Annotated in this window: 20 protein-coding genes; 11 read left to right on the plus strand and 9 right to left on the minus strand. The window is 67.4% G+C overall.

Going from position 1 to position 23,047, the window contains the following annotated elements:
• Positions 1-81: 81 nt before the first annotated feature.
• From I5803_RS18125 to I5803_RS18135, 3 genes are all read left to right on the plus strand, one after another.
• The gene (locus I5803_RS18125) at positions 82-1,203 is read left to right on the plus strand and encodes a 3-deoxy-7-phosphoheptulonate synthase (RefSeq protein ID WP_196987720.1); all 1,122 of its coding nucleotides are present in this window, start codon (positions 82-84) and stop codon (positions 1,201-1,203) included.
• Between the two features lie 87 nt (positions 1,204-1,290).
• Positions 1,291-2,301 (plus strand): hypothetical protein, encoded by a 1,011-nt coding sequence (locus tag I5803_RS18130; RefSeq protein WP_196987721.1) that lies wholly within the window; start codon positions 1,291-1,293, stop codon positions 2,299-2,301.
• Positions 2,302-2,320: 19 nt separating this feature from the next.
• Complete coding sequence (locus tag I5803_RS18135) at positions 2,321-3,361, plus strand: hypothetical protein (RefSeq protein ID WP_196987722.1); 1,041 nt, start codon at positions 2,321-2,323, stop codon at positions 3,359-3,361.
• On the opposite strand, the gene mpl is transcribed toward I5803_RS18135, so the two are convergent.
• Positions 3,358-4,773 carry a UDP-N-acetylmuramate:L-alanyl-gamma-D-glutamyl-meso-diaminopimelate ligase gene (gene mpl, locus I5803_RS18140; protein ID WP_196987723.1) on the minus strand — a complete coding sequence of 472 codons (1,416 nt, stop codon included), beginning with the start codon at positions 4,771-4,773 and terminating at the stop codon, positions 3,358-3,360. The two genes, I5803_RS18135 and mpl, sit on opposite strands and share 4 nt — an antisense overlap.
• A 43-nt stretch (positions 4,774-4,816) precedes the next feature.
• Positions 4,817-6,448, minus strand: a complete 1,632-nt coding sequence (locus I5803_RS18145; RefSeq protein ID WP_196987724.1) for a long-chain fatty acid--CoA ligase — start codon at positions 6,446-6,448, stop codon at positions 4,817-4,819.
• A 65-nt stretch (positions 6,449-6,513) separates the two neighbouring features.
• Between I5803_RS18145 and I5803_RS18150 the strand changes: the two genes are divergently transcribed.
• From I5803_RS18150 to I5803_RS18180, 7 genes are all read left to right on the plus strand, one after another.
• Positions 6,514-7,107: a hypothetical protein gene (locus I5803_RS18150; RefSeq protein ID WP_196987725.1), complete on the plus strand. Its 594-nt coding sequence runs from the start codon at positions 6,514-6,516 to the stop codon at positions 7,105-7,107.
• Positions 7,104-7,640: a TlpA disulfide reductase family protein gene (locus I5803_RS18155; protein WP_196987726.1), complete on the plus strand. Its 537-nt coding sequence runs from the start codon at positions 7,104-7,106 to the stop codon at positions 7,638-7,640. The genes I5803_RS18150 and I5803_RS18155 overlap by 4 nt, the downstream gene beginning before the upstream one ends.
• Before the next feature lie 147 nt (positions 7,641-7,787).
• Positions 7,788-8,240 carry an acetyl-CoA carboxylase biotin carboxyl carrier protein gene (gene accB / locus I5803_RS18160; protein ID WP_196987727.1) on the plus strand — a complete coding sequence of 151 codons (453 nt, stop codon included), beginning with the start codon at positions 7,788-7,790 and terminating at the stop codon, positions 8,238-8,240.
• 14 nt (positions 8,241-8,254) lie between these two features.
• Positions 8,255-9,604, plus strand: a complete 1,350-nt coding sequence (accC, locus tag I5803_RS18165) for an acetyl-CoA carboxylase biotin carboxylase subunit (RefSeq protein WP_196987728.1) — start codon at positions 8,255-8,257, stop codon at positions 9,602-9,604.
• Entirely contained in the window at positions 9,604-10,485 is an 882-nt protein-coding gene (gene prmA / locus I5803_RS18170) for a 50S ribosomal protein L11 methyltransferase (RefSeq protein ID WP_196987729.1), read from the plus strand. The genes accC and prmA overlap by 1 nt, the downstream gene beginning before the upstream one ends.
• A gap of 35 nt (positions 10,486-10,520) precedes the next feature.
• Positions 10,521-11,486, plus strand: a complete 966-nt coding sequence (locus I5803_RS18175) for a DUF3426 domain-containing protein (protein ID WP_196987730.1) — start codon at positions 10,521-10,523, stop codon at positions 11,484-11,486.
• An 18-nt stretch (positions 11,487-11,504) separates the two neighbouring features.
• Entirely contained in the window at positions 11,505-12,392 is an 888-nt protein-coding gene (locus tag I5803_RS18180) for a carbohydrate kinase family protein (protein WP_196987731.1), read from the plus strand.
• Here I5803_RS18180 and I5803_RS18185 read toward each other — a convergent pair.
• The gene (locus tag I5803_RS18185; RefSeq protein WP_231402451.1) at positions 12,382-13,161 is read right to left on the minus strand and encodes an SDR family oxidoreductase; all 780 of its coding nucleotides are present in this window, start codon (positions 13,159-13,161) and stop codon (positions 12,382-12,384) included. The genes I5803_RS18180 and I5803_RS18185 overlap by 11 nt on opposite strands.
• 146 nt (positions 13,162-13,307) lie before the next feature.
• Between I5803_RS18185 and I5803_RS18190 the strand changes: the two genes are divergently transcribed.
• The gene (locus I5803_RS18190; RefSeq protein WP_231402452.1) at positions 13,308-14,966 is read left to right on the plus strand and encodes a hypothetical protein; all 1,659 of its coding nucleotides are present in this window, start codon (positions 13,308-13,310) and stop codon (positions 14,964-14,966) included.
• On the opposite strand, the gene I5803_RS18195 is transcribed toward I5803_RS18190, so the two are convergent.
• The 6 genes from I5803_RS18195 to icmF all read right to left on the minus strand — a co-directional run bounded on the left by I5803_RS18195 (position 14,963) and on the right by icmF (position 23,033).
• Positions 14,963-15,919 (minus strand): branched-chain amino acid ABC transporter permease, encoded by a 957-nt coding sequence (locus tag I5803_RS18195; RefSeq protein WP_435520860.1) that lies wholly within the window; start codon positions 15,917-15,919, stop codon positions 14,963-14,965. The genes I5803_RS18190 and I5803_RS18195 overlap by 4 nt on opposite strands.
• On the minus strand, positions 15,916-16,800 hold the full coding sequence (locus tag I5803_RS18200; RefSeq protein WP_196987733.1) for a branched-chain amino acid ABC transporter permease: 885 nt from the start codon (positions 16,798-16,800) through the stop codon (positions 15,916-15,918). The genes I5803_RS18195 and I5803_RS18200 overlap by 4 nt, the downstream gene beginning before the upstream one ends.
• Positions 16,801-16,862: 62 nt before the next feature.
• The gene (locus I5803_RS18205) at positions 16,863-18,062 is read right to left on the minus strand and encodes an ABC transporter substrate-binding protein (protein WP_196987734.1); all 1,200 of its coding nucleotides are present in this window, start codon (positions 18,060-18,062) and stop codon (positions 16,863-16,865) included.
• Positions 18,063-18,102: 40 nt separating this feature from the next.
• A complete protein-coding gene (locus I5803_RS18210) occupies positions 18,103-18,807 on the minus strand; it encodes an ABC transporter ATP-binding protein (RefSeq protein WP_196987735.1) in 705 nt (234 codons plus the stop codon).
• Between the two features lies 1 nt (position 18,808).
• Complete coding sequence (locus I5803_RS18215; RefSeq protein WP_196987736.1) at positions 18,809-19,582, minus strand: ABC transporter ATP-binding protein; 774 nt, start codon at positions 19,580-19,582, stop codon at positions 18,809-18,811.
• Positions 19,583-19,739: 157 nt separating this feature from the next.
• A complete protein-coding gene (gene icmF, locus I5803_RS18220; RefSeq protein ID WP_196987737.1) occupies positions 19,740-23,033 on the minus strand; it encodes a fused isobutyryl-CoA mutase/GTPase IcmF in 3,294 nt (1,097 codons plus the stop codon).
• Positions 23,034-23,047 lie beyond the last annotated feature (14 nt).

Here is a 23,047-nt window from a genome sequence, read left to right on the forward strand (position 1 = left end):
CCAAACCGCCGGACCCCGGCGGTTTTTTTTTGCCCGACTTTTAGAAACCAGCGATTCTTGAAACCCGTGAAGGAGCAGCGAATGACAGCCAAGACCACGGCCACCGAGGCCTTTTATGCGCACCCCGTCGACAAGACCAGCCAGACCGACGACGAACGCATCAAGGACATCACCGTGCTGCCGCCTCCCGAACACCTGATCCGCTTCTTCCCCATCAGCGGCACGCCCGTGGAAACGCTCATCACCGAGACGCGCCGGGCGATCCACAACATCATGGCGGGCCAGGATGACCGCCTGCTGGTGGTGATCGGGCCGTGCTCCATCCATGACCCCGTGGCGGCGCTGGAGTACGCGCGCAGGCTGAAGGAAGTGCGTGCCAAGTACCGGGACTCGCTGGAGATCGTCATGCGCGTCTACTTCGAGAAGCCGCGCACCACCGTGGGCTGGAAGGGCCTCATCAACGACCCGTACCTCGACGAGAGCTACCGCATCGACGAAGGCTTGCGCATCGCGCGCCAGCTGCTGATCGAGATCAACCGCCTGGGCCTGCCGGCGGCCAGCGAGTTCCTCGACGTGATCTCGCCGCAGTACATCGGCGACCTGATCGCCTGGGGCGCAATTGGTGCGCGCACGACCGAAAGCCAGGTGCACCGCGAGCTGGCCTCGGGCCTGTCGGCGCCCATCGGCTTCAAGAACGGCACCGACGGCAATATCCGCATCGCGACCGACGCGATCCAGGCGGCGGCGCGCGGCCACCACTTCCTGTCGGTGCACAAGAACGGACAGGTCGCCATCGTGCAGACCAACGGCAATCGCGACTGCCACGTGATCCTGCGCGGCGGCAAGGCCCCGAACTACGACGCCGACAGCGTGGCGGCGGCCTGCCGGGACCTGGAGGCCGCCAAGCTGCCCGCCACGCTGATGGTGGACTGCAGCCATGCCAACAGCAGCAAGCAGCACGAGAAGCAGCTGGACGTGGCGCGCGACATCGCCAGGCAGGTCGCCGGCGGCTCGCGCAGCGTCTTCGGGCTCATGGTGGAGAGCCACCTCAACCCCGGCGCGCAGAAATTCACGCCCGGCAAGGACGATCCGGCCCAGTTGGAGTACGGCAAGAGCGTGACGGACGCATGCCTGGGCTGGACGGATTCCCTGCAGCTCCTGGACGTCCTGTCCGACGCGGTCAAGGCGCGCCGGGCGCGCTAGGAGCGCACATTCACGGCGATTGTTTTACAGAAGGTAACAAACCCTCTATATTCGCAGCCGATAACCGTTCCGTCGGGATCGGCCGGCATGACCATCGAACTACCTGTCCTGCGCTTGGGCCTGGCAGGGTTTTCCGCGCAACAGCAGGAGGCCCTGGGCGCAGCGCTGTCCGACGCGTCGGGCCACCTGCGCTGGGAGATCTCCGCGTTCGAGGAGGCCGATGCATGGTGGGTCAACGGGGCGCGCACCCATCTCGTTGCCGAGGGAACGATCCGCGTGCGGGCCGCGGCGCCCGGCAGCCGCGCAGTGCAGCTGCACCTCCCGGACATCGACCGGCCCATCGCCTTCGCGCTGCCGCTCGTCGCCAGCGCGCTGGAGCCCGGCTACAGCTTCGACCCGAAGTCGCCCGAAAGCATCGCGGCCATCCTGGCCGAATTCGAGGGCTGGCTCGCACCGATCACCGCGCAGTTCTGCCTCGCCTCCGAGATCGTGGAAAACCAGAGCGCGCTCGGCCGCGGCGTCTATGACTTCGGCGTGGGCGGCCGGCTGCTCGCCGTGGTGGACATGCATGGCGAAGTGGGCGTGCTGCCGGGGCTCGATCCGAACGAGTTCGAGAATGCCGAGTGGCACCCCCGCACCACCAGGGCGCGCGTGCCGGACAACTTCATCCGCACGACGCTGTCGCAGCTCATGTGGCATTACAGCGTCCGCACCCAGCGCGACCTGCTTCCCCGCCACTACCGTACCGGCCTGCTGTACTTCCGCCGGCCGCCGCGCCTGCCTGCCCGGCTGCTTCAGGACACGCACTTGCTGCTGATGCGCGAGCTCGCGACGGCCCCCGCGAGCTTCGAGGCCCTGCGCATGCGCACCGGCATGGCCGCGCCGCAGCTCGCGCACGCGCTCGCCGCGCTGTACTTCGTGGGCAGTATCACCTCCAACCCGAAGCGCGCCACGCCGTCGCCCGTACGCCGGGACGACACCGAAGGCAGCCTGTACAGCCAGTTGCCCTCCGGGCTGGATTCGGTGTCGCCGGCCGAGCCGCCCCGCCTGCCGCCGATGCAGGATTTCACGGCGCCTGCGCCGATCGGGCCACGGTAGGGCGGGAAGCCGCATCGACATGTCGATCTCCGACCTGGACGACGTGGGCGTGCTGCCGGAGCAGCCGATCCTCTGGCTGGGCATGGCGGGTTTTTCGGCGGAACAGCGTGCGCTGCTTCAATCCAGGCTGGTGCTGCCCGACGGCCATGCACGCTGGCGCGTCTGCAGTTTCGGCGAGGCGGATGCATGGTGGATCAACGGCGCGAAAGCCACGATGGCCGATGGCGGCCTGCGCGTCGCCGGGGGCGCGCCCACCGAACGGCCGCTGAAGCTGCATCTCGGCGAGGTGGACCGCCCCGTGGCTTTCGCGCTGCCGCTCGCCAGTGCCGGCGTCGACGCGCGCTGCACGTTCGATCCCGCGTCCGAGGCGAGCATCCAGGGTGCGCTCGCGCAGTGCGAAAGCTGGCTGTGGCTCACGCGCGCGGAGTTCGTGCTCGGCCGGCGGATCGTGCGGCGCGAGCCCGAAGCACGACGCGGTGTGTATCACGTGAACCTCGCGGGCAAGCTGCTCGCCGTGATCGACTTCCAGCAGGGCCGCGCGGCCATCCTGCCGCGCGCGCACCCGGTGGACCTGTGGGAGGCGCAATGGGACAAGCGACCGGTCGGCGCGCACGACCTTCCGGAGAGCTTCATTCCTTCATCGCCCGCGCAGCTCGCGTGGGCCTACGTGCGTCGCACCGACCATGACCTGCTGCCGCCGCGCTACCGCGCCGACACCATCCACTACCGGCGCGCGCCCGGCGTTCCGCTGCGCTGGTTGCGCGACTCGCAGCTGATGCTGCTGCGCGAGCTGTCGGTGCAGCCCGCCACGCTGGCGACGCTGCGCCAGCTCACGGGCCTCGCGATGACGCAGATCGAGCACGACCTCACCTGCCTGTACTACGCGGGCGCGATCACCACGAGGGCAGGCAAATCCGCGGCGCGGGACAGCGCCCGGCGCGACAGCGAGCCGAACCTGTCGGAGCCCGGGTTCGAATCCCTGTTGCGCGCCGATGCGCACGTGCAGCAGGCGAGCGACCTGACCGCACCCGCGCGGCTCGAACGCTGGCGTCCCCGCTAGCGCCCGCGCGCGGCCAGCGCCGACAGCAGCTTCGCGTGGAAGCCGCCGAAACCCCCGTTGCTCATGCATAGCACGTGATCGCCCGGCCGCGCCTCCCGCACCACCTCGCGCACGAGGTCGTCGATCGACGAGGCGACGCGCGCCTTGCCGCCCATCGGCGCGAGCACCTGTGCGGCGTCCCATCCGAGGTTGGCGGCGTGGCAGAACGACACGTCGGCCTGCTCCAGGCTCCAGGGCAGCTGCGCGCTCATCGAGCCGAGCTTCATGGTGTTGCTGCGCGGCTCGAACACCGCGAGGATGCGCGCCGCGCCGACCTGCCGGCGCAAGCCGTCCACCGTCGTGCGGATCGCCGTGGGGTGATGCGCGAAGTCGTCGTAGACGGTGACGCCGTCCACCACGCCGCGCACTTCCATGCGCCGCTTCACGTTGAGGAATTCGCACAGCGCCCTGGCCGCCGCCGCGGGCGCGACGCCCGCGTGCTGCGCGGCCGCGATGGCGGCGAGCGCATTGAGCTGGTTATGCACGCCGCCCAGCGCCCATTCGACCCGGCCCACTTTTTCGCCGCGCTCCAGTACATCGAAGCGGCCGGGCTCGCCCTGCGCGGTGAAGTCGGAGTTGGCGGCGCCGAAGCTGCGCACCTCGCTCCAGCACCCCATGTGCAGCACGCGCGCGAGGCTCTCCTCGAGGCCGTTGCTCACGATGCGTCCGCTCGGCGGCACGGTGCGCACGAGGTGGTGGAACTGCCGCTCGATCGCCGCGAGGTCGTCGAAGATGTCCGCGTGGTCGAACTCGAGGTTGTTGAGCACCGCGGTGCGAGGGCGATAGTGGACGAATTTGCTGCGCTTGTCGAAGAACGCGGTGTCGTATTCGTCCGCTTCGATCACGAACAAGCCGGGCCGTCCCGCTGCCGGGCCACGCGAAGCGGGGAGCGTGGGGGCGCCTAATCTTGCGGAGATGCCGAAGTTGCTGGGGACGCCTCCGACGAGGAACCCCGGCTGCAGGCCCGCGTGCTCCAGCACCCAGGCCAGCATCGACGTGGTGGTCGTCTTGCCGTGCGTGCCCGCGACGGCGAGCACGTGCCGGCCCTGCAGCACGTTCTCCGCGAGCCACTGCGGACCGCTGATGTAAGGCTGGCCTGAATCCAGGATCGCCTCCATCAGCGGATAGCGCGGCGAGCCATCCGCCTGCCGCGCACGCGAGACCACGTTGCCGATCACCCATGCGTCGGGCTTCAACGCGAGCTGGTCCCCGCCGAAGCCTTCGATGAGTTCGATGCCGAGTTCGCGCAATTGGTCGCTCATCGGCGGGTAGACGCCGGCATCGCAACCGGTGACTTTGTGCCCCGCCTCGCGCGCGAGCGCGGCGACGCCTCCCATGAACGTGCCGCAGATGCCTAGGATATGAATGTGCATGGGGCAATTATCGATGCCCCACCACGGCTCACCTGCGTGCGCGCTAGCGAGGGAAGCGCTCGCGCAGTTTCACCTTCCAGAACTTGCCGGTGGAAGTGCGCGGCACGGCATCGATGAACTCGTAGCGTTCCGGCGCCTGCCACTTGGCAAATCCGCTCTTGAGCAGGTGCGCATTCAATTCGGCCGGGCTTGCTTCGCGGCCCGGCCGCAGCACCACGCAGGCGAGGGGCCGCTCGCTCCACTTCTCGTCGGGGATCGCGATGACCGCGGCCTCGGCGACCGCAGGGTGCGCCATGATCGCGTTCTCGAGATCGACGGAGCTGATCCATTCGCCGCCGGACTTGATGAGATCCTTGGTACGGTCGGTGATGCGCACGAAGCCGAGCGAGTCGACCGATGCGACGTCCCCCGTGCGCAGCCACCCGTCGGCCGTGAACTTGTCCGGTGCCACCGGCACCTCGTGATAGCTGCCCGTGATGAACGGGCCGCGCACCTGGATCTCGCCCACGCTCTTGCCGTCCCATGGCTGCGACGTGCCGTCGTCGCCCCGCACGCGCAGGTCCACGAGCGGCACGGGCACGCCCGCCATCGCGGCGCGCCGGTAGCGCTCGTCTGCATCCGCGCCGCGCAGCTCGGCGCGCGGATAGGAGATGGTGCATACGGGCGATGTCTCCGTCATGCCCCAGCCCTGGAGGATCCAGATGCCGTGCTTGTTGAAGGCGCGGATCAGCGACTCGGGCACGGCCGCGCCGCCCACCAGGGATTTCATCCCGTGCGGCAGCTTCCAGCGCCCGCGGTTCGGCGAGGCTTCGCCCTGGGCCGCGTCGTAGGTCTGGATCAGCCCCATCCAGATGGTCGGGACGCCCAGGGCGAGCGTGGGGGGCTCCTGCGTGATCAGGTCGAGCAGGTCGTCGGGGTGCAGGTGCGGGCCCGGGAAGACGAGCTTCACGCCCATCATCACGGCGCCGTAGGGCATGCCCCAGCAGTTGGCGTGGAACATGGGCGTGACCGGCAGCACGACGTCCGTGCCGCGCAGGCCCCAGAAGTCGCCCAGGCTGGCGACCAGCGTGTGCAGCACGGTGGATCGGTGCGAATACACGACGCCCTTGGGGCGTCCCGTGGTCCCGGAGGTGTAGCACATGGCGACCGGGTCGTTTTCGTCGTGCGGCGCGTACTCGAAAGCATCCGCGTCCGCCGCGTCGAGCAGCGCTTCGTAGTTCGCGAACTCCCGCGGTACGGCCGCCCCCGAGAAGGGAAACACGATGACCTTCTCGAATGCGTGCAGGTGCGCGAACTGCCTGTACAGGGGCAGGAGCACGTCGTCCACCACCAGGAAGCGATCGCTCGCATCGCCCGCGATCCACCCGATCTCGTCGGGCGACAGGCGCAGGTTCAGCGTGTGCATCACGCCGCCCGCGGCCGGGATGCCGAAGTAGCACTCCAGGTGCGCATGGTGGTTCCAGCACAGCGTGGCGACGCGGTCGCCCTTTTCCAGGCCGAGCTTGCGCAGGGCCGAGGCAAGTGCCCGCGTGCGGCGGTAAAACGCGCCGAAGCTGTGGCGCCGCAGGCTCTTGTCGGGCAGCCGGGAGACGATCTCGTTTTGCGCGAACAACTGCCCCGCCCTCTCGAGCAGGTGATTCAGCGACAGCGGGACATCCATCATCGTGCTTTGCATGTCGGCCTCCAGGTCTTGCCCACTGTACGGCCCGCGCGCGGCGGGATGAATGCAGAATCACCCTGATGGACAGCGCGAAATCGGAAATCGCCGCGACCGCGGCGAGGATGGTGGTGGAGGAAGGACTGGAATACGGGCCGGCCAAACGCCGTGCTGTGAGGCAGCTGGGCCTCAACGCCCGCGCGGCGCTGCCGGACAATGATGCCGTCGAGGATGCCGTGCGCGAGTACATCGAGCTGTTCTGCGCGGACACGCAGCCGGCCGAGCTCGCCGCCTTGCGCCGCCTGGCGCTGACCTGGATGGAGCGGCTCGGCGAGTTCCGTCCTCACCTGGCCGGCGCAGTGTGGCACGGCACCGCCACCCGCCTGTCGGACATCTATATCCAGCTGTTCTGCGACGACCCGAAGTCCGCGGAGCTCGCGATGATCGACAAGGGTGCCGACTACGAGGTGCGCACCGTCACGGGCTTCCAGGGCGAGCAGGTCGATGCCCTGAGCCTTTCCAGCCTCAGCCCGGAGCTGAAGGAGCACATCGGCGTGCACTTCCTGGTCTACGACCATGACGACCTGCGCGGCGCGCTCAAGCCCGACGCGAAAGGCCGCAAGCCGCGCGGCGACCTGGCCGCGGTCCGGGCACTGGTGGAAAATCAGCCCGCATGACGATCGATGCAAAACGGCGGCGCTGGCTCTTCGGCGGGGTGGGTCTCGCGGCGGCGGCGGCCGGTGCGGGCTACGGCTGGTGGGAGTCGCATCGGGCCGCCGCGCCCGATACGGACCGCGCGGACATGCTCTGGCCGCTGGACTTCGAGACCCCCGGGGGCCAGCCCTTGCCCATGCAGTCCCTGCGCGGCAAACCCCTCGTGGTGAATTTCTGGGCGACCTGGTGTCCGCCCTGCGTGGAAGAGTTGCCGCTATTGGACGGCTTTTTCAGGGAACACTCGGCAAAAGGCTGGCAAGTCATCGGTTTGGCAATCGACCAGCCGTCGGCTGTCCGCAAATTCCTGGCCCGCACGCCCGTCACCTTTCCGATCGGCATGGCGGGGCTGGGGGGCACCGAACTGGGGCTGGCGCTCGGCAACGCCGGCGGCGGCCTGCCATTCACCGTCGCGCTGGACGCATCCGGCCGGGTTTTGCAGCGTAAAATGGGGCGCCTCGTGGCGGCGGACCTCGCCCAGTGGGTGGCCCTGGCCTGAGCCTGCCAAGCGCCCCGGAGACCGCCTTCCTTCGGTCCGGCTGTCAAGCCCGGAATCGAAAATAATCTAAAAATGACCGAAGAAACGTTGGATAAGCGAATTTTGCTGTAAATTCGCGTTCCTTTCGTTGCAGGCGTTGGAGAGCACATGGACTTGCGCAAACTCAAGACATTGATCGACCTCGTGTCGGAATCGAATGTCTCGGAACTGGAAATCACGGAAGCTGAAGGCAAGGTCCGCATCGTGAAGGGCGGCGGGGCGATGGTGCAGTCGATGCCCGCGCCGCAGGCCATGGTCCCCGCGCCGGCCCCCGCGCCGGTGGCAGCGGCGGCGCCCGTCGCGGCTGCGCCGGTCGAGGCGCCCGCCGGCCACATCGTCAAATCCCCCATGGTCGGCACTTTCTACCGCTCCTCCAGTCCCGGCGCCAAGCCGTTCATCGAGCTCGGCTCCGCGATCAAGGAAGGCGAGACGGTCTGCATCATCGAGGCGATGAAGATCCTCAACGAGATCGAAGCCGACAAGAGCGGCACCATCACGAAGATCTACTGCGAGAACGGCCAGGCCGTCGAGTACGGTCAACCGCTGTTCGAGATCGAATAACGGCGCCGCCCCCCATGTTCAAGAAAATCCTTGTTGCCAACCGGGGCGAAATCGCGCTGCGCATCCAGCGTGCCTGCCGCGAACTCGGCGTGAAGGCCGTGATGGTCTATTCGGAAGCCGACCGCGAGGCCAAGTACGTGAAGCTCGCGGAAGAGGCCGTCTGCATCGGCCCGGCGCCGTCGCCCCAGAGCTACCTGAACATGCCCGCGATCATCTCGGCGGCCGAAGTCACCGACGCCGAGGCGATCCACCCCGGCTACGGTTTCCTGTCCGAGAACGCGGACTTCGCCGAGCGCGTGGAAAAGAGCGGCTTCCAGTTCATCGGCCCCACGCCCGAAAACATCCGCACCATGGGCGACAAGGTCTCGGCCAAGCAGGCGATGATCAAGGCGGGCGTGCCCTGCGTGCCCGGGTCCGAAGGCGAACTGCCCGACGATCCGGTGGTCATCCGCCGCACGGCCAAGGCGGTCGGCTACCCGGTGATCATCAAGGCGGCCGGTGGCGGCGGCGGGCGCGGCATGCGCGTGGTCCACACGGAAGCCGCGCTCATCAACGCGGTGCAGATGACCAAGGCGGAGGCGGGCGCGGCCTTCGGCAATCCGGCCGTGTACATGGAGAAGTTCCTCCAGAACCCGCGCCACGTCGAGATCCAGGTCCTCGCGGACAAGCACAAGAACGCGGTGTACCTCGGCGAGCGGGACTGCTCCATGCAGCGCCGCCACCAGAAGGTGATCGAGGAAGCGCCGGCGCCGGGCATCCCGCGCAAGCTGATCGAGAAGATCGGCGAGCGCTGCGTGGCCGCGTGCAAGCGCATCGGCTACCGCGGGGCGGGCACTTTCGAGTTCCTCTACGAGGCCGGCGAGTTCTATTTCATCGAGATGAACACGCGCGTGCAGGTGGAGCACCCGGTGACGGAGCTCATCACCGGCGTGGACATCGTCAAGTCGCAGATCATGGTGGCGGCCGGCGAGAAGCTGCCCTTCACCCAGCGCGACATCGTGATCCGTGGCCACGCGCTCGAATGCCGCGTGAACGCCGAAGACCCGTACAAGTTCGTGCCATCGCCGGGCCGCATCACGATGTGGCACGCGCCCGGCGGGCCGGGCGTGCGGGTGGACTCGCACGTGTACACCAACTACTTCGTCCCGCCGAACTACGACTCGATGATCGGCAAGATCATCGTCCACGGCGACACCCGCGAGCAGGCCCTGGCGCGCATGCGCACTGCGCTGGCGGAAACCGTGGTGGAGGGCATCAACACCAACATCCCGCTGCACCGCGAGCTGATGGTGGACGCGAAGTTCATGGACGGCGGCACCAACATCCACTACCTGGAAGAGTGGCTGTCGCACCATAAGCGGTGATGTTCGAACTCGGCCTGCTGTGCCCCGAGCAAAGTGTCGAGGCCCTGAGCGATGCGCTGGATGCGCTCGACGCGTTGAGCGTCTCGGTGGAAGACGCCGACGCGCAGACCGACGCGGAGCACGCGCTCTTCGGCGAACCCGGCATGCCGCCGCCCGCGGAAGGGTGGCAGTGCTCCCGCATCCTCGCCCTCTTCGCCACCGAAGAAGCGGCCCGTGAAGCGTCGCGGCTGCTGGAAGTCCAGGACTTCTTCGAAGGCTGCCAGCTCCTGGGCATCCACCCCGTGGAAGACCAGGACTGGGTGCGCCTCACGCAGTCGCAGTTCGAGCCCGTGGAGATCACGCCGGAGTTCTGGATCGTGCCCACCTGGCATGAGCCGCCGGCCGCCGCGAAGCAGGTGATCCGGCTCGACCCGGGCCTGGCGTTCGGCACGGGCACGCACCCGACCACCCGCATGTGCCTGCGGTGGATCGCCGCGCATCCGCCGCGCGGGCAGCGCGTGCTCGACTACGGCTGCGGCTCCGGCATCCTCGCGATCGGCGCCGCGCGCTTCGGCGCGGGCCGCATCGACGCCGTCGACATCGACCCCGCCGCGGTGCAGTCCACGAAGGACAACGCGACTGCGAATGCGGTCGAGCTCCATGCGGGCCTGCCGGACGCCGCGCAAGGGCGGTACGAACTCGTGCTGGCCAACATCCTCGCGACGCCGCTCAAGGTGCTCGCGCCGCTGCTGTGCGGCCATGTGGAGAAGGGCGGGCACCTGGTGCTCGCGGGCATCCTGGAGCGGCAGGCGGGCGAGTTGACGGCCGCCTACGCGCCTTACGCCGAACTGGCGGTGGGCGACACGCAGGACGGCTGGGTCCTGATGACCGCCCGCCTGTAAGCGTCGCGCGGGGCGCTCGCTACAATGCCTCGCTCATGAGCCTGATCACGCGATGCCCCGCTTGCGGGACGATGTTCAAAGTCGTGCCCGACCAGCTCAGGATTTCGGAAGGCTGGGTGCGCTGCGGCCATTGCTCCGAAGTTTTCGACGCCGCCGCGAACATGCAGGTGGAAGAAGCGGCGCCGATGGAGCCGACTCCTCCCGTCCCGCACGCCCTGGCCGATCTTCCGGAATCGATCTCCGGCGAATCCATCCCGCCGCACGAGGAGGAATTCGGATCGTCGCTCACCACCGAAGTCGGCGATTCACTGGCCTCCGAGCCGCCCGACTCCACGCAACTCGAAGCGGAAGCGCGGGCACTGGCCGAAACCCCGCTGGACCGGCCGTTCTCGCTCATGCGCGCCGACACGTCCGACGCTGTCGAGGCGCCGCCTCCCGCGGAGGCCCGGCCGCGGCCCGAACCCGAACCGGAACTCCACGAAATCCCGTTCGTGCGCCAGGCGCGACGGGAGGAATTCTGGCGCAGCCCCGGCATGCGGGTGCTCCTGGCGCTGGCGGCCCTTGCCCTTGCCGCGCTGCTGGTGGCGCAGGTGGCCATTCACGACCGGGACCGCATCGCCGCCATCGAGCCCGCGCTGCGTCCCTGGCTCGCCCGCCTGTGCGAGCCGCTGGCGTGCCGCGTCGGGCCGCCACGCCAGATCGACACCTTGTCCATCGACAGCTCCTCGTTCAACAAGCTGCGCGGCGACGCCTACCGCCTGAACTTCACCCTGAAGAACCAGGCGCCCACCGAAGTCGCGATGCCCTCGCTGGAACTCACCCTCACCGACGGGCAGGACCAGCCGGTCGTGCGCCGCGTACTGACCCCCGCGGAATTCACGAACAGGCCGCCTGTCCTGCAGGCTGCATCGGAGTGGTCCGGCTCGGTGGCGCTGGCCGTGAACACGGCGACCCTCGGCGAGCGCATCGCGGGGTACCGCCTGCTCGCTTTCTATCCCTGAACTTTTGAAAAGACCCCCATGGCAAGCCTGATCTGCGGCTCCCTCGCGTTCGACACCATCATGAGCTTCGAGGGCCGCTTCGCCGAGCAGATCCTGCCCGAGCAGCTGCACATCCTCAACGTGTCGTTCCTCGTGCCGGCACTGCGCCGCGACTTCGGCGGCTGCGCGGGCAACATCGCCTACGCACTCAAGCTGCTGGGGGGCGACCCGGTGCCGATGGCGACGGTGGGAAGCGACGGCGCGGAATACGTCGCGCGGCTGGCTGCGCAGGGCATCGACACGCGCTTCGTCAAGCAGGTCGGCGACACCTACACTGCGCAGGCGATGATCATGACCGACCGCGACAACAACCAGATCACCGCTTTCCACCCGGGCGCGATGATGCAGGCGCACGTGACCCGCATCGAGCCGGGCACGGACGTGAAGCTGGGCATCATTTCACCCGACGGGCGCGACGCGATGCTGCAGCATGCAGCGCAGTTCAGGGCGGCGGGCATTCCTTTCGTGTTCGACCCGGGCCAGGGGTTGCCGATGTTCGACGGCCCCGAACTCGCGGCCTTCATCGACCAGGCGGACTGGGTGACGGTGAACGACTACGAAGGCAAGATGCTCTGCGACCGCACCGGCTGGAGCAACGCGGAGATCTCGAAGCGCGTGCAGGGCCTCGTCGTCACGCTGGGCGGGGAGGGATGCGAAGTGTGGGTGGGTGGCGAGAAGCGGGTGGTGCCGCCGGTGAAGGCCACGCAGGTCGTCGATCCGACCGGTTGCGGCGACGCCTGGCGCGGCGCCCTGCTGCACGGCCTGGAGCAGGGCTGGGCGCTGGAGCGATGCGCGGAACTCGGCAACCGCGTCGGCGCGATCAAGATCGCGAGCCGCGGCCCGCAGAACTACACGCTCAACCCCTAGCCAGCGTCACGCCGCCATCCACGACGATGGTCTCGCCCACGACGTAGTCGCCCGCGCGGGACGCGAGGTAGATCGCCACGCCGGCCATGTCGTCGTCGACGCCGATACGGCCCGCGGGAATGCGCTTGGCCACCTCGTCGCCATGATCGCGCGCCACGCGGTTCATGTCCGAGGCGAAGGCGCCCGGCGCAATGCCGCTCACCACGATGTTGTCGCGCACCAGCCGAAGCGACATCCGCTTGGTGAGGTGGATGAGGCCCGCCTTGCTCGCGGCGTACGAATAAGTCTCCTGCGGGTTCACCGACACGCCGTCGATCGAAGCGATGTTGATCACCTTCGCCGGCCGGGACTTCGCACCGCTGCGCAGCGCTTCGTGCAGGGCCTGCGTGAGGAAGAAGGGCGATTTCAGGTTCAGGTCCACGACCTTGTCCCAGCCCTTCTCGGGGAAGGTGTCGAAGTCTTCGCCCCACGCGGCACCCGCGTTGTTCACGAGGATGTCCAGCGAACCTTCCCTGGCCATGTACGCGGCGGCCAGGCCCTTCGCGCCCTCCACCGTGGAGACGTCCGCCGGCAGGGAGATGCAGGTGCCGATCGCCGAGAGCTCCTTCGCGGTGGCGTCGCACGCGTCCGCCTTGCGCGACGAGATGTACACGCGCGCGCCCTGGGCCAGGAAGCCTTTGGCGATCATGCGGCCGATGCCGCGCGAGCCGCCGGTGACGAGGGCGGTGCGGCCGGCGAGCGAGAAGAGGTCTTTCATGGAGTCGGTCATGGCGCTTCCTTGTTGCGATGGCACAGCGTAGCGCGGACGGGACGCGGCGGCCAATCACCTGCATGACACCCCGCTGGTCATGCGCGCCGGGCGGAGGTAGGATGCGCGGGCACCTCCCCCCAACCTTCCGTTTCGAGGAGATCCACATGGGAAGCCCTGAGATGGCGGAGGGCGCCCCGCCCACCGTGCGGCAGCTGCGGCAGGTGCTCCTGTGGCCGCTGCGCCTCATCCCCGTCGCGCAGTCGCGCAAGGCGCCCTGGGAGATCCTGCGCGACATGGGCGATGCTTCGCCCTGGCGGGAAGTGGTCGACGAATACACCGGCGAGAGCGGCGACTTCCACGAACGGCATTACCAGGAGTTCACCGCTTTCCTGCCTTACGTGCAGCGCTTCCTCTACGGCGAAGGCCGCGCGTCGCGGCAATCCAACGACCCGCGCACGGGCTCGCCGATGCGCGTGTTCCGGCGGCGCGACATCGCGCAAGTGCGTGTCCTCGCACGGCCGGGCGACACGCCGCTCGTGCTGGACATCGTGCATGCGGACCTCTACTTCTTCTTCGACGTCGACCTGGTCCTGCTGAACCTGGAAGTGAGCGCACGGGACCTGCCGCTGCGCGCTGCGCAGGAGCAGCTGTACCGCTTCGGCCGGGCTTACCCCGGCGGCTGGGACGACGACGGGCGCGCGCAGCACTGCGCCCAGAGCGTGGAGTGGCTCGATGCGCAGGGGCGCGTGCTCGCGGCGTCGGACGCGCAGGAGCGCGAGCTCTTCCTCGCGCATGTCTGCGAGCACCGCGCGCCGCGGGTGGCCGCGCACTGGGCTTTCATGATGCAGCCGCTGGTGAGCGATCATTCCGGCGAGCCGGGCCCGCTGCGCTTTCGCCAGATCGAGTACTACCGCATGCCGGTGATGGGTTACCTCGCCCTGGACGACCCGCAGGCGCTGTCGCGTGCGGACTTCCTCGCGCTCGGCACGGTGACGGGCGCGACCGACCCGACGCTCACGAACACGCAGGGCTGGCTCGCGGATTTCGAGCGCAGCCATTGCTACGACCGCTTCTGGGGCCCGGGCGGTGCGGCGCCGTTCACGCGCTACCTGTGCAGCGGGCACTCGCTGATGGTGGTGGGCGGCGCGCAATCGCATTTCTTCGCCTGCCGCGACCGCGGCGTGCTCGCGCAGTTCCGCCATCAACACTTCCTGCTCTTCCTCATCGCGCACTTCCAGAAGGCGGCGCTCCTGATGTATTCGGACCGGCTGGTCGAGGCGCTGCGCTCGCTGGAAATCGGCAACCCCGACAGCGTGCGCGCCTTCAAGCGGGCGATCCGCGCGAGCTTCGAGGGCTTCCTGCGGTTCACGCACCGCTACTGGTTCCACGAGATTTCCGACCAGGCGCAGGTGAAGGCGCTGTGGCACCTCACGTCCCGCCACCTCGAGATCGATCCGCTGTACGAGGAGGTGAAGTCGCGCATCGCGGACATGAGCATGTACCTCGAGGGCGACGGGCTGCGGCGCCAGGCCAACACCATCGTGCGCCTCACGGTGGTGACGATCTTCGGGTTGATCGGCACGGTGACCAGCGGCTTCCTCGGCATGAACCTGATCAACGAGGGCGATGCGCCGCTCGCGAAGAAGCTGGTGTACTTCCTGGCGGTCTTCATCCCGACCATCTGGCTCACGTTCTACACGATGGCGAAATCCAAGCGCCTCTCGGATTTCCTCGATGCGCTATCGGACGAGCGGCTGAGCGTGTGGCAGAAGACGAAGGTGCTGGCCGCCGTGTGGCGGCCGGGCACGGTGGAGCGCGACTAGGCCCGGGCCCGGCGCCGTTCCAGCCAGGCGTGCACCTCGCCGACCACGCCCTTGCGGAAGGCCAGCACGCACACCACGAAGATCGCGCCGATGATCACGGTGACCCAGGCGCCGACCTTGTCGGCCAGCAGGTCCTGCAGGGCGATCACGATGCCCGCGCCGAACACCGGGCCGAAGAAGGTGCCGACGCCGCCGAGCAGGCTCATGAGGATCACCTCGCCCGACATGGACCAGTGAACGTCCGTGAGCGTGGCGAAGCCCATGACGAGCGTCTTGAGCGATCCCGCGAGGCCCGCGAGGGCGGCGGAGAGCACGAAGGCGACCAGCTTGTAGCGGTCGACTTCGTAGCCCAGCGAGACGGCGCGCGGCTCGTTCTCGCGGATCATCTTGAGCACCTGGCCGAACGGCGAAGTGACAATGCGCGCGATGCCCAGGAAGCAGGCCACGAAGATTGCGAGGATCACGTAATACATCGTCGTGTCGGACGAGAGGTCCAGCAGGCCGAGCAGCTTGCCGCGCGGCACGCCCTGCAGGCCGTCCTCGCCGCCGGTGAAGGGCGCCTGCAGGCAGATGAAGTACACCATCTGCGCCAGGGCGAGCGTGATCATCGCGAAGTAGATGCCTTGCCGGCGGATCGCGATCAGGCCGAAGACGAGGCCGATGAAGGCGGCCACCAGCGTGCCCGCCAGGATGGCGATTTCCGGCGACCAGCCTTGCGACTTGATGAAGTAGCCGGTGACGTAAGCGGCGAAGCCGAAGAACGCCGCATGGCCGAAGGACAGCAGGCCGGTGAAGCCGAGCAGCAGGTTGAACGCGCAGGCGAACAGCGCGAAGCACAGCAGCTTCATCACGAAGACGGGGTACAGGCCGATCAGCGGCGCGACGAGCGCGAGGACGAGGATTCCGATATAGGTCGCGCGAATCAGCTTGGTGTGGTTCGTGCTCATGCTCATGCTTCCTTGCCGAAGAGGCCGGCCGGCCGGATGATGAGCACGATCACCATCACGACGAACACCACCACGCTGGAGGCTTCCGGGTAGAACACGCGGGTCATGCCTTCGATCAGGCCCAGAACGAGACCGGTGACGACCGAACCGAGGATGGAGCCCATGCCGCCGATCACGACGACGGCGAAGACCACGATGATCAGGTTGGAGCCCATGAGCGGCGTCACCTGGATGATGGGCGCGGCGAGCACGCCGGCCATGGCCGCGAGCGCGGCGCCCGCGCCGTAGGTGAGCATCACCATGAGGGGCACGTTGACGCCGAAGGCCTGCACCAGCTTCGCGTTCTCCGTGCCGGCGCGCAGGTAGGCGCCCAGGCGGGTGCGCTCGATCAGGAACCAGGTGCCCAGGCACACGACCAGCGATGCCAGCACCACGAACGCGCGGTAGTTCGGCAGGATCATGAAGCCCAGGTTGGTCGCGCCTTCGAGCAGCTCGGGCACGGGGTAGGACTGGCCGGAGACGCCGTACTGGTCGCGGAAGATGCCTTCCAGGATCAGCGACAGGCCGAATGTGAGGAGCAGGCCGTAGAGCGGGTCGAGCCCGTACAGCCGCTTGAGGAAAGTGCGCTCGATCACCACGCCGAGCACGCCCACGAGGAGCGGGGCGAGGACGAGCGCGAACCAGAAATTGATGCCGAACTTGTCCAGCATGATCCACGCGGCGAAGGCCCCCACCATGTACAGGGCGCCGTGCGCGAAGTTCACGATGTCGAGCAGGCCGAAGATGACGGCCAGGCCGAGGCTGAGCATGGCGTAGAACGCGCCATTGACCAGCCCCAGCACCAGTTGGCCGAGAAAGGCCTGCAGGGGGATGCCGAAGATTTCCAAGGGGATGCCTCAGGTGGTTGCTCCCTCTCCCGCATGCGGGAGAGGGCAGGGGTGAGGGTGCCTTACTTCTTGATCAGCGAGCACTTGGACTCGGCGGGCGTGGTGAACGCCTGGTCGCCCGGGACCTTCGCGACCAGCTTGTAGTAGTCCCACGGCGTCGTCGATTCCTTCTGGCCCTTGACCTGGAAGAGGTACATGTCGTGGATCATTCGGCCGTCCGCGCGGATCGTGCCCTTGCTGTAGAAGTCGTCGAACTTCATGGACTTGAGCGTGGCCATGACCTTGTCGCCGTCGGTCGTGCCGGCAGTCTGCACGGCCTTCAGGTAGTTCATCGTCGCGGAGTAGTCGGCGGCCTGCAGGCTGGACGGCATGCGCTTGTACTTGTCGAAGAAGCGCTTGGCGAACTTGCGGCTGGCGTCGTCCTGGTTCCAGTACCAGCTGTCGGCCAGTTGCAGGCCTTCGGTGTTCGACAGGCCGAGCGAGTGCACGTCGTTGATGAACACCAGCAGGCCGGCGACCTTCATGGTCTTGGTGATGCCGAATTCCTTGGCTGCCTTCATCGCGTTGGTGAAATCGCCGCCGGCATTGGCCATCGCCAGGATCTGCGCCTTGGAGCCTTGCGCCTGCAGCAGGAAGGACGAGAAGTCCGACGCGTTCAGCGGGTGCTTCACGGAGCCGGCGACGGTGCCGCCGTTGGCCTTGATGACGGTGGTGGCGTCCGCTTCGAGCGACTGGCCGAAGGCGTAGTCGGCGGTGAGGAAGTACCAGCTCTTGTTGCCGGCCTTGATGAGCGCGTTGCCCGCCACCTTCGCGAGCGCGACGGTGTCGTAGGCGTAGTGCACCGTGTAGGGCGTGCAGTCTTCGTTCGTGAGGCGGGCGGAGCCGGCGCCGATGGAGATGAAGGGGCGCTTCTTCTCCTGCGCGACCTTGGCCATGGCGAGGTTGGTGCCGGAGGACGTGCCGCCGATCAGCATCGCGAGGTTGTCCTTGTCCATCCACTCGCGGGCCTTGGAGCTCGCGACGTCCGCCTTGTTCTGGTGGTCCGCGGACAGCACTTCGACCGGGCGGCCCAGCACCTTGCCGCCGAAGTCCTGCACCGCCCACTTCACCATCTCGGCGCCCGCGGGGCCGTCGATGTCGGCGTACAGGCTGGCCATGTCGGTGATCATGCCGATCTTGACGGGGCCGGAGTTGGTCTGGGCGAGGGCGCCCATGGTGCCGAGGCCGACGGCCATGGCTGCGACGAGGGTCTTGAGTTTCATTGTGGGTCTCCTGATAAAACTTGGGGGTTGGGGAAGCGGGTCAGACGCCGAGGAATTCCTGCAGCATCGCCATGTTGTCCGCGAGCTCGCGCTGCTCGAACTGCTTGACGATGCGGCCGTGCTCCATCACGTAGAAGCGGTCGGCCAGCGGCGCGGCGAAGCGGAAGTTCTGCTCCACCAGCACCACCGTGTAGCCCTTCGCCTTCAACGTGCGGATCATCTCGGCCAGCTTCTGCACGATGACGGGGGCGAGGCCCTCGGAGATCTCGTCCAGCAGAAGCAGCCGCGCGCCGGTGCGAAGGATGCGCGCGACGGCCAGCATCTGCTGCTCGCCGCCCGACAGTCGCGTGCCGGGGCTGCCGGCACGCTCCTTCAGGTTGGGGAACATCTCGTAGATCTCCCCCACACTCATTCCGCCCGGTGCGATCACCGGCGGCAACATCAGGTTCTCTTCGGCCGACAGGCTCGCGAAGATGCCGCGCTCTTCCGGGCAGTAGCCCACGCCCAGGCGCGCCACCTTGTGCGGCGGCAGCTTGATCGCTTCCTGGCCATCGATGCGGATCGAGCCCTTGCGTGCGCCGGTCAGGCCGACGATGGCGCGCATCGTGGTGGTGCGTCCGGCGCCGTTGCGGCCCAGCAGGCAGACGACTTCGCCTTCGTTCACGGTGAGGTCGACGCCGTGCAGGATGTGCGACTCGCCGTACCAGGCGTTGAGGCCTTCGATCTTGAGGAGCTCTTTGGTCATGTCAGTGAGCCCCTTGGAGTGCCGCGTCCGTCGTGCCCATATAGGCCTCGATCACCAGCGGGTTGGCGGAGACTTCCGCGTAGGGGCCGTCCGCGATGATCGCGCCGCGCTGCAGCACGGTGATGCGGTCGGCGATCGACGAGACCACCTTCATGTTGTGTTCCACCATGAGGATGGTGCGCCCGGCCGACACCTTCTTGATCAGTTCGGTGACGCGGTGCACGTCCTCGTGGCCCATGCCCTGCGTGGGTTCGTCCAGAAGCATCAGCTCGGGCTCCAGCGCCATGGTGGTCGCGAGTTCCAGCGCGCGCTTGCGGCCATAGGGCAGGTTCACCGTCATCTCGTCGCGGAAATCCTGAAGGTCCACGGCGTGCAGCAGTTCGTCGGCCCGCTGGTGCAGGTGGAACAGGCTGGCTTCGGGCTTCCAGAAGTGGAAGGACGTGCCTTGGCCGCGCTGCAGGGCGGCGCGCACGTTCTCCAGCACCGTCATGTGCGGAAACACCGCCGAAATCTGGAAGGAACGCACGATGCCGCGCCGCGCAGTCTGCGCGGGCTTCTCCTTCGTGATGTCGGCCCCGTTGAACGTGATCGAGCCGCGGGTGGGCGTCAGGAATTTCGTGAGCAGGTTGAAGAAAGTCGTCTTGCCTGCGCCGTTGGGGCCGATGAGGGCGTGGATGTGGCCCCGGCGCACCTTCAGGTCGACGCTGTTGACCGCGACGAAACCCTTGAACTCCTTGGTCAAGCCCTTCGTCTCGAGAATGATCTCAGCAGCCAATTCTTCTCCTTGCATGGACACGGGTCGCGCGGCATGGAGGCCTGCGCGACGGGATGGCGAATGCTAGGGAGCGATGCTGCAGCGCGGTAGGGGGTAAAACCTTAGGTAGTTTTGCTTGGCTGTCAGGCTGTCAGAAGGCTGACTGGCGCTGCCGGTCCTACATGTTGCGCCGGTACTGCCCGCCGACCTCGAATAGGGCGTTCGTGATCTGGCCCAGCGAGCACACTCGCACGGCGTCCATGAGCACCTCGAACACGTTGCGGTTGTCGATCACGGCCTGCTGCAAGCGCTGCAGCATCGCCGGCGCTTCCCCGGCGTTGCGCGCGTGGAAGTCGGCCAGGCGCTTGAGCTGGCTCTGCTTCTCGTCCTCGGTGGAGCGGGCGAGCTCCAGCTTGTCCTGGACCTGGTCGCCATGGGGGTTGCGGAAGGTGTTCACGCCCACGATCGGCAGCTCGCCCGTGTGCTTGAGCATCTCGTAGTGCATAGATTCGTCCTGGATGCGGCCCCGCTGGTAGCCCGTCTCCATCGCGCCCAGCACTCCGCCGCGCTCGGCGATACGCTCGAATTCGGCCAGCACGGCTTCCTCGACGAGCTCGGTCAGCTCCTCGATGATGAAGGCGCCCTGGTTCGGGTTCTCGTTCTTCGCGAGGCCCCATTCGCGGTTGATGATCAGCTGGATCGCCATCGCGCGCCGCACGCTGTCCTCGGTCGGCGTGGTGATCGCCTCGTCGAAGGCGTTGGTGTGCAGCGAGTTGCAGTTGTCGTAGATCGCGATCAGCGCCTGCAGCGTGGTGCGGATGTCGTTGAACTGGATCTCCTGCGCGTGCAGGCTGCGCCCGGAAGTCTGGATGTGGTACTTCAACTTCTGGCTGCGCTCGTTCGCGCCGTATTTTTCCTTCATCGCCGTGGCCCAGATGCGGCGCGCGACACGGCCCATCACCGTGTATTCGGGGTCCATGCCGTTGGAGAAGAAGAAGGAGAGGTTGGGCGCGAAGTCGTCCACGTGCATGCCGCGTGCGAGGTAGGCCTCGACGAAGGTGAAGCCGTTGGAGAGGGTGAACGCGAGTTGCGAGATCGGGTTCGCGCCCGCCTCGGCGATGTGGTAGCCCGAGATCGACACCGAATAGAAGTTGCGCACGTTGTGGTGCACGAAGTACTGCGCGATGTCGCCCATGACCTTGAGCGAGAACTCGGTGGAGAAGATGCAGGTGTTCTGGCCCTGGTCTTCCTTCAGGATGTCCGCCTGCACCGTGCCGCGCACGTTGGCCAGCACCCATTCGCGGATCTTCGCGGCTTCCGTATGCGTCGGCTCGCGGCCGTTGTCCGCCTTGAATTTGTCCAGGTTCTGGTCGATCGCGGTGTTCATGAACATCGCGAGGATGGTGGGCGCGGGGCCGTTGATCGTCATCGACACGGACGTGGAGGGGCTGCACAGGTCGAAGCCCGAGTACAGCACCTTCATGTCGTCGAGCGTCGCGATGGATACGCCGGAGTTGCCCACCTTGCCGTAGATGTCCGGGCGCGGGTCGGGATCGTTGCCGTACAGCGTGACGGAGTCGAATGCGGTGGACAGGCGTTTGGCGTCCATGCCTGCGGAGAGCAGCTTGAAGCGTTTGTTGGTGCGGAAGGCATCGCCCTCGCCGGCGAACATGCGCGTCGGGTCCTCGTTCTCGCGCTTGAAGGCGAAAGTACCCGCGGTGTAGGGATAGCTGCCGGGCACGTTGTCGAGCATCAGCCACTTGAGGATTTCGCCGTGGTCCTCGTACTGCGGCAGGCTCACCTTGCGGATCACCGTGCCGGAGAGGGACTTCGTCGTGAGCGCGGTGCGGATTTCCTTGTCGCGGATCTTCACCACGTACTCGTCGCCCGAGTACGCGCGCACCATGTCGGGCCACTGCTGCAGCAAGTGCAGCGCGTCCTTGTCCATGCGCGCCTTGCGCTTGCCTGCCAGGTCCAGCGCCGCTTCGGCGGCGGGGGCGCGTTCCGGCTTGTCGACCTTGAGCATGCGGGCGGCTTCCTGCAGCTGCTGGACTTCGCGTGCGAGCTTCGCCTGTTCGCGCGCGCGCTTCTTGTAGCCGCGCACGGTGTCGCTGATCTCAGCGAGGTAGCGGGTGCGCGCGGCGGGCACTACCGGTGTCTGGTTGGTGCTGTGGCGAACCGCCGCCACGGGCAGGCGGCCTTCCTTGAGTGGCAGGCCGAGTTCGGCCAAGCGCGGCAGCAGCGCCTGGTAGAGGGCCGTGACGCCGTCGTCGTTGAAGCGCGCGGCCATGGTGCCGAACACGGGCATCTCGTCGGGCCGCTTGCCCCAGGCTTCCTTGTTGCGCTGGACCTGCTTGGCGACGTCGCGCAGCGCGTCGGCGGCGCCCTTCCGGTCGAACTTGTTGATCGCGATGAATTCGGCGAAGTCGAGCATGTCGATCTTCTCGAGCTGGCTTGCCGCGCCGAACTCCGGCGTCATCACATACAGCGGGATGCCCACCAGCGGCACGATGGCCGCGTCGCCCTGGCCGATGCCCGAGGTTTCCACCACGATGAGGTCGAAGCCCGCGGCCTTGCAGGCGGACACGACGTCCGGCAGCGCCGCGGAGATCTCGCTGCCGAAGTCGCGGGTGGCCAGGGACCGCATGAAGACACGCGGACCCTTTTGCCACGGGTTGATCGCATTCATCCGGATGCGGTCCCCGAGCAGCGCGCCGCCGCTCTTGCGGCGCGAGGGGTCGATGGAAATCACGGCGACGCGGAAGTTGTCTTCCTGGTCCAGCCGCAGGCGGCGGATCAGCTCATCGGTGAGCGAGGACTTGCCCGCGCCGCCCGTCCCGGTGATGCCGAGCACGGGGATGTGACGGGCCTGCGCGGCGGTCTTCACCTCCGCCATCAGCTTGCCGTCCGCGGCGCCGTTTTCCAGCGCGGTGATGAGCTGCGCGAGCGCACGCCAGCCCATCTCGCCATGGCCCTGGATCGCGGCGACGTCCTTCGGGGCGAAGCCCGAGATGTCCTTGTCGCAGCGCATCACCATCTCGCCGATCATTCCCGCAAGGCCCATGCGCTGGCCGTCCTCCGGGCTGTAGATGCGCGACACGCCGTAGGCCTGCAGCTCGCGGATCTCCGGCGGCACGATCACGCCGCCGCCGCCGCCGAACACCTGGATGTGCTCGCCACCGCGCTGGCGCAGCAGGTCGACCATGTACTTGAAGTACTCGACGTGGCCGCCCTGGTAGGAGCTGATCGCGATGCCCTGCACGTCTTCCTGCAGGGCGGCGGTGACGACGTCGTCCACGCTGCGGTTGTGGCCGAGGTGGATCACTTCCGCACCCATGCCCTGCAGGATGCGCCGCATGATGTTGATGGCCGCGTCGTGCCCGTCGAACAGGCTCGCGGCCGTGACGAAGCGCACCTTGTGGGTGGGGCGGTAGTTGGCGAGCGCCTTGAATTCGGCGGACAGGTCGGTCATGGGAATCTCCAGCA

Source organism: Caenimonas aquaedulcis (genome assembly GCF_015831345.1).
Lineage (GTDB): Bacteria > Pseudomonadota > Gammaproteobacteria > Burkholderiales > Burkholderiaceae_C > Ramlibacter > Ramlibacter aquaedulcis.